Source organism: Burkholderia sp. APQ4-4ca, assembly GCF_057837105.1.
Map to the genome: position 1 here is coordinate 1 of NZ_JBYQCG010000211.1, position 3,099 is coordinate 3,099.

5 protein-coding genes, 1 tRNA gene and 1 pseudogene are annotated in these 3,099 nt (G+C 59.7%); all 7 read right to left on the reverse strand.

The window, feature by feature from the left end:
- Positions 1 to 160, reverse strand: a pseudogene (locus AC3IFE_RS21610) (50S ribosomal protein L10); the annotation flags it as partial.
- 254 nt (positions 161 to 414) lie between these two features.
- Complete coding sequence (rplA, locus tag AC3IFE_RS21615) at positions 415 to 1,113, reverse strand: 50S ribosomal protein L1 (protein ID WP_006482906.1); 699 nt, start codon at positions 1,111 to 1,113, stop codon at positions 415 to 417.
- Positions 1,114 to 1,545 (reverse strand): 50S ribosomal protein L11, encoded by a 432-nt coding sequence (gene rplK, locus AC3IFE_RS21620; protein ID WP_006477201.1) that lies wholly within the window; start codon positions 1,543 to 1,545, stop codon positions 1,114 to 1,116.
- A gap of 141 nt (positions 1,546 to 1,686) precedes the next feature.
- Complete coding sequence (gene nusG / locus AC3IFE_RS21625; RefSeq protein WP_006400672.1) at positions 1,687 to 2,244, reverse strand: transcription termination/antitermination protein NusG; 558 nt, start codon at positions 2,242 to 2,244, stop codon at positions 1,687 to 1,689.
- A gap of 1 nt (position 2,245) precedes the next feature.
- Positions 2,246 to 2,626, reverse strand: coding sequence for a preprotein translocase subunit SecE (gene secE / locus AC3IFE_RS21630; RefSeq protein ID WP_006482892.1), 381 nt, complete (start codon positions 2,624 to 2,626; stop codon positions 2,246 to 2,248).
- A 42-nt stretch (positions 2,627 to 2,668) separates the two neighbouring features.
- Positions 2,669 to 2,744 (reverse strand) — tRNA-Trp (locus AC3IFE_RS21635).
- Between the two features lie 59 nt (positions 2,745 to 2,803).
- The coding region (locus AC3IFE_RS21640) for an EF-Tu C-terminal domain-related protein (protein WP_018440483.1) at positions 2,804 to 3,099 on the reverse strand (296 nt) is incomplete at its 5' end.

Below are 3,099 nucleotides of genomic sequence, written 5' to 3' on the forward strand. Positions count from 1 at the left end.
CAACCGCAATTCCACGATACTCAGCCAGCACAACGGTCTGGGCCTTCGCGACTTGCGCGGAAACCTCAGCGACGACGGCTTGCTTGTCTTCTCTATTAAGCGGCACGGTTAGCCTCCAGAAACGATACGTTCGACGCGGCCGGTATGGCCGAAACCTCACGTACCTCGTTCAACAACGGCGTCCGACCTCGTTAGGAGTATTTCCACCTCATGCCGCGAATCGCTTCGCGGCATGCGGCTTCACCACTGCAAAACTTTTTCGGGTTCGCCATCTGCGTTGGCTTGAATTAAGGGATCGCCTGCCTGCTGCGCCCCACCAACGGTCTTTGATAACCGGTTGTTCGCCCTACTGCACGAACAACCGCCCAAAGCCCATGTAGGCCGCCTCGCGAATGAAGCGGCCCGAATGCTTGCTTACTGCGCTGCCAGCGTAGCCTGGTCGACACGCACGCCGACGCCCATCGTGCTCGACAGTGCGATCTTGCGCAGGTACACGCCCTTGCTCGTTGCCGGCTTCGCCTTCTGCAGCGCTTCGATCAGCGCCGACAGGTTCGAACGCAGCGCGGTCGGCTCGAACGATGCACGGCCGATGGTCGCATGGATGATACCGGCCTTGTCGACACGGAATTGCACCTGACCGGCCTTCGCGTTCTTGACGGCGGTTGCGACGTCCGGCGTGACCGTACCGACCTTCGGGTTCGGCATCAGGCCGCGCGGGCCGAGGATCTGGCCGAGCGTACCGACGATACGCATCGTGTCCGGCGAAGCGATCACGATGTCGAAGTCCATCTGGCCAGCCTTGATCTGCTCAGCCAGGTCTTCCATACCGACGATTTCCGCGCCTGCTGCACGTGCCTGCTCGGCCTTTTCGCCTTGCGCGAACACGGCAACGCGAACCGACTTGCCCGTACCTGCCGGCAGAACGACCGAACCACGAACGACCTGGTCCGACTTCTTCGCATCGATGCCGAGCTGGACTGCGACGTCGATCGACTCGTCGAACTTCGCGCTCGCGCATTCCTTCACGAGGCTCAGTGCGTCTTCGATCGCGTACAGCTTCTGACGATCGACCTTGGCGGCAAATGCCTGACGGCGCTTGGAGATCTTAGCCATTTACACGCCCTCCACAGTGATACCCATCGAGCGTGCGCTACCAGCGATGGTGCGAACGGCTGCGTCCAGATCAGCTGCCGTAAGGTCCGGCATCTTGGTCTTCGCGATTTCTTCGGCTTGAGCGCGCGTGATCGAACCGACCTTGTCGGTGTGCGGCTTGCTCGAGCCCTTGTCCACCTTCGCCGCCTTCTTGATCAGGACGGTTGCCGGCGGCGTCTTCATCACGAACGTGAAGCTCTTGTCAGCGAATGCCGTGATGACCACCGGCACCGGCAGACCCGGCTCCATGCCTTGAGTCTGCGCGTTGAACGCCTTGCAGAACTCCATGATGTTCAGGCCGCGCTGGCCCAGTGCCGGACCGACCGGCGGCGACGGGTTGGCTTTACCTGCAGGGATCTGCAGCTTGATAAAGCCGATAATCTTCTTTGCCATTTGAAACCTCATTGGAACGCCGGAGAAGGCGTTCGGTGAGTGATAACGCGCTTTCGCCGCTGGCTACTGACGCTCCTCAACGGCCATGACGCGGGCCGTAAGCGCGAAGGTGGGCAGCCGAGGCTGCCCACCGAATCGGGATCAAACTTTTTCGACCTGGCCGAACTCGAGTTCGACCGGGGTAGAGCGGCCAAAAATGGTGACCGACACACGCACGCGCGATTTTTCGTAGTTGACTTCTTCGACGGTGCCGTTGAAGTCCGTGAACGGGCCTTCCTTGACACGCACCATCTCGCCGACTTCGAACAGGGTCTTCGGGCGCGGTTTTTCGACGCCTTCCTGCATCTGCGACATGATCTTCTCGACTTCCTTCGGGGAAATCGGGGTCGGGCGGTTACGCGCACCGCCGACGAAACCGGTGACCTTCGCGGTGTTCTTCACGAGGTGCCACGTTTCGTCCGTCATTTCCATTTCCACCAGCACGTAGCCGGGGAAGAAACGACGCTCGGTCACAGCCTTGTGGCCGCCTTTGACTTCAACCACTTCTTCGGTCGGAACCAGGATCTGACCGAATTTGTCCTGCATGCCAGCACGTTCGATGCGCTCTTGAAGCGCGCGTTGCACGCTCTTCTCCATACCGGAGTAGGCGTGCACGACGTACCAACGCTTTCCGCTCGGGGATGCCGGAGTATCGCTCATATCATTTCCAACCCAGAATCGCCGAGAAAATCACCCATTCGATCGATTTGTCACTCAACCAGAGGAAAATCGCCATCACGAGCACGAAACCGAACACGACGAGTGTGGTTTGCGTTGCTTCCTTGCGGGTGGGCCATACGACCTTCCGGACTTCCTTGTACGAATCCTTGGCAAACGCGATGAGGCTCTTGCCAGGGGCGGACATCAGCCCGACGGCCACGCCGGCGATGATACCTACCGCCAATGCGGCACCGCGGACATACCACTGCTGATTGGCCAGCCAGAAGAAGCCCACGAATCCGGCCAACACCAGCAATACGCCCAGGGCCAGCATCAGCTTATCGCCGGAGGTATTTACAGTTTCGACGGATGGATTCGCCATAACACCTTAAAACAAATGCCACGTGGGACACGTGGCGATTTTTGGCAGGGGCAGAGGGAATCGAACCCCCAACCTTCGGTTTTGGAGACCGACGCTCTGCCAGTTGAGCTATACCCCTAAACCATGCTGGGGCCGGCTGATGCCAGCCCCAAAACTGTCGATCAACGAATAACTGGCTTACTCGATGATCTTGGCGACGACGCCGGCGCCGACCGTACGGCCGCCTTCGCGGATCGCGAAGCGCAGACCTTCTTCCATCGCGATCGGAGCGATCAGCTTCACCGTGATCGACACGTTGTCGCCCGGCATCACCATTTCCTTGTCCTTCGGCAGCTCGATCGAACCCGTCACGTCCGTCGTACGGAAGTAGAACTGCGGACGGTAGTTGTTGAAGAACGGCGTGTGACGGCCGCCTTCGTCCTTGCTCAGCACGTACACTTCAGCCGTGAAGTGCGTGTGCGGCGTGATCGAAC